The 2,686-nt window shown below is 68.0% G+C and carries 1 protein-coding gene; it reads left to right on the top strand.

The features are described from left to right. Nucleotides 1–2,686: beta strand repeat-containing protein (locus RND78_RS27600; RefSeq protein WP_409457153.1), on the top strand; the 2,686-nt coding region annotated here is incomplete at both ends.

Genomic DNA, 2,686 nt, shown 5'->3' with positions numbered 1-2,686 from the left:
GCCCTGAAGGGCCAGGGCCTCGACGCCCAGGGACCACTCTATGCCGGCGGCAGCGTCAACGCCCAGAGCGGCGGCGATCTCCAGGTGCGCCAGAGCGTGGCGGCCGGTAACGCCATCACCCTGAGCGCTGCGGGTCAGCTCACCAACGGCGGCATCGTCGAAGCCGGGGTCAACCCGGACAACAGCCGCAATGCCGCGGGCGACGTCAGCCTGCAGGGCGCGCACATCAGCAACCGCGGCTCCGTGATCGCCAGCCGCACCCTCACCGCCACCACCGCCGGCACCCTCGACAACAGCGGTTCCACCCTGAGCGCTGGCAGCCAGGCGCGACTCGCGGCGGCGTCGGTGGGCAATGCCCAAGGCCGCATCCAGAGCCGTGGCAGCCTGAACGTGCAAGCCACGACCCTCGACAATACCCAGGGGGTAGTGACCAGCGTCGGTGCCCTCACAGCCAATCTCGGGCAAACCACCAATGGCAACGGCGAGCTCTCCAGCCAGGATCGTCTGAGCCTGCAAGGCCAGGGCCTCGACAACCGCCAGGGCAAACTCATCGGCACGACGGGCCTGGACCTGACCCTCACCGGCACCCTGGACAACCGCGGCGGCAACCTAGTCAGCCATGGCGATCTGCAGGCCCGGGTGACGGGCACCCTGGATAACCGTCAGCAGGGCAACCTCTATGGCGCCGGTGCCAGCGTCCTGAGCTTCGATCAACTGCTCAACGCCCAGGGCGTCCTGGCCAGCGATGCGACCCTGACCCTGACGGGCAACCAGGTCAACAACGACGGGGGCCAGCTCGGCAGCCAGGGCAACCTGACGGCGACCCTGGGCCGCTTCGACCAGCTCGATGGCCAGTTCATCAGCCAGGGCCAGCTGACCCTCATCGCCGACAGGTTGGGCAACACCGGCAATGCACTGGTGGCCGGCAAGACCGGCCTCGAGCTGCGGGTGGGCGCGATCGACAACCGTGGCGGCGAAGCGTCGAGCCAGAGCGGCAACGTCAGCCTCACCGGGCAGAGCCTGCTCAACAGCGGCGGCAAGGTCATCGCGGGTGGCGACCTAACGGCCACGATGGATACGGTCGACAACAGCACTAGCGGCGTACTGTCCGCCCGGCAAGGACTGCGGGTGACCGGCGCCAACCTGAACAACAGTGCCGCCGGTGTGTTGAACGCCGGCGGCGACCTCCAGGTGACCCTGAGCGGCGCGCTGAACAATGCCCTGGGTAAGCTCCTCGCCCAAGGCGGCCTAACGCTCGGTAGTGCCAGCCTGGACAACCGCCAGGGCCTGGTCTCCAGCGTTGGTCAGCAGACCCTCACCGTTACGGGCGGCACCGTGCAAAACGAGGGGGGACGTGTCGTGACCGACGCGGGACTGAGCCTGACCAGTGCCCGACTGAACAACGGCAGCGGCACCCTCAGCGCCAAGCAAGCGCTGAGCCTGACCACCGGCGTACTCGACAATACCCTAGGCCGGATCGTCGGCCAGTCCTCCCTGGATCTTACGGCCACTGGCTTGGATAACCGCCAGGGCCTGGTGTCCAGCGTCGGCCAGCAGACCCTCATCGTTACCGGCGGTGCGGTACAGAACGACAAGGGCCAACTGGTCACCGACGGCGGCCTGACCCTGAGCAGCGCCAGCCTGGACAACGGCACCGGTACCCTCAGTGCCAAGGGCGCTACCACCCTCACCACTACCGGTGCCATCACCAATGCCCAGGGCGGCCGCCTGGTCGGCAGCGATAGGTTCACGGTCACCGCCGGCAGCCTGACCAACGCCGGCCGCTTGGCCAGCACCAAGGATCTCGTGGTCACCACAGCCAGCCTCACCAACAGCGGCGAACTGTTCAGCCAGGCCGGCCTGACCCTGGACCTCAAGAACGGCACCCTCACCAACAATGCCGGTGGCCTCATCACCGCGCCGGGTGCGTTGCTGCTCAAGAACCTCAACACCGTGCGTAACGCCGGTGAAATCAGCAGCGGCCAGGCCTTCACCCTGGCCGCCAACAGCCTGGACAACAGTGGCGGCAAGCTGATCAGCAACGCCGACTTGACCCTGCGCATCACCCGTGCCCTGGCCAATGCCAAGGGCACCCTGTCCGCGGCCGGCCTGGACGTCCAAGCCGCCAGCCTCGACAACAGCGCCGGTTTGCTCACCAGCCGCCAAGGCCAGCGGGTAACCCTGACGGGCGCCCAGGCCGACGGCGAGGGGCTACTGCTCAACGACCAGGGCGAACTGCTCAGCGAGGGTACCATGGACCTCACTGCCGCCGACCTGGACAACCGCCAGGGCCTGATCTCCAGTGCCGGCCAGCAGACCGTCACCGTCACCGGCGGCGCCGTTCAGAACGAAGGCGGCCAACTGGTCACCGATGGCGGCCTGACCCTCAGCAGCGCGAGCCTGGCCAACGGCAGCGGCACCCTGAGTGCCAAGGGCGCCGTAAGTCTGACCACTACCGGTACGCTCGACAACGCCCAGACCGGGCGCCTGATCGGCAGCGACACTGTTACCGTCACCGCCGGCAGCCTGAGCAACGCCGGCCGCCTGGCCAGTGCCAAGGATCTCGCGGTCACCACCGCCAGCCTCACCAACAGCGGCGAGCTGTTCAGCCAGGCCGGCCTCACCCTGGACCTCAAGAACGGCAGCCTGACCAACACCGGCGGTGGCCTGATCACCGCCCCCGGTA

The sequence above is a fragment of the Pseudomonas oryzihabitans genome, from assembly GCF_032027545.1.
Taxonomy (GTDB): domain Bacteria; phylum Pseudomonadota; class Gammaproteobacteria; order Pseudomonadales; family Pseudomonadaceae; genus Chryseomonas; species Chryseomonas oryzihabitans_F.
The sequence above is the reverse complement of the archived record's forward strand: the minus strand, read 5'-3'. Positions and strand labels throughout refer to the sequence as shown.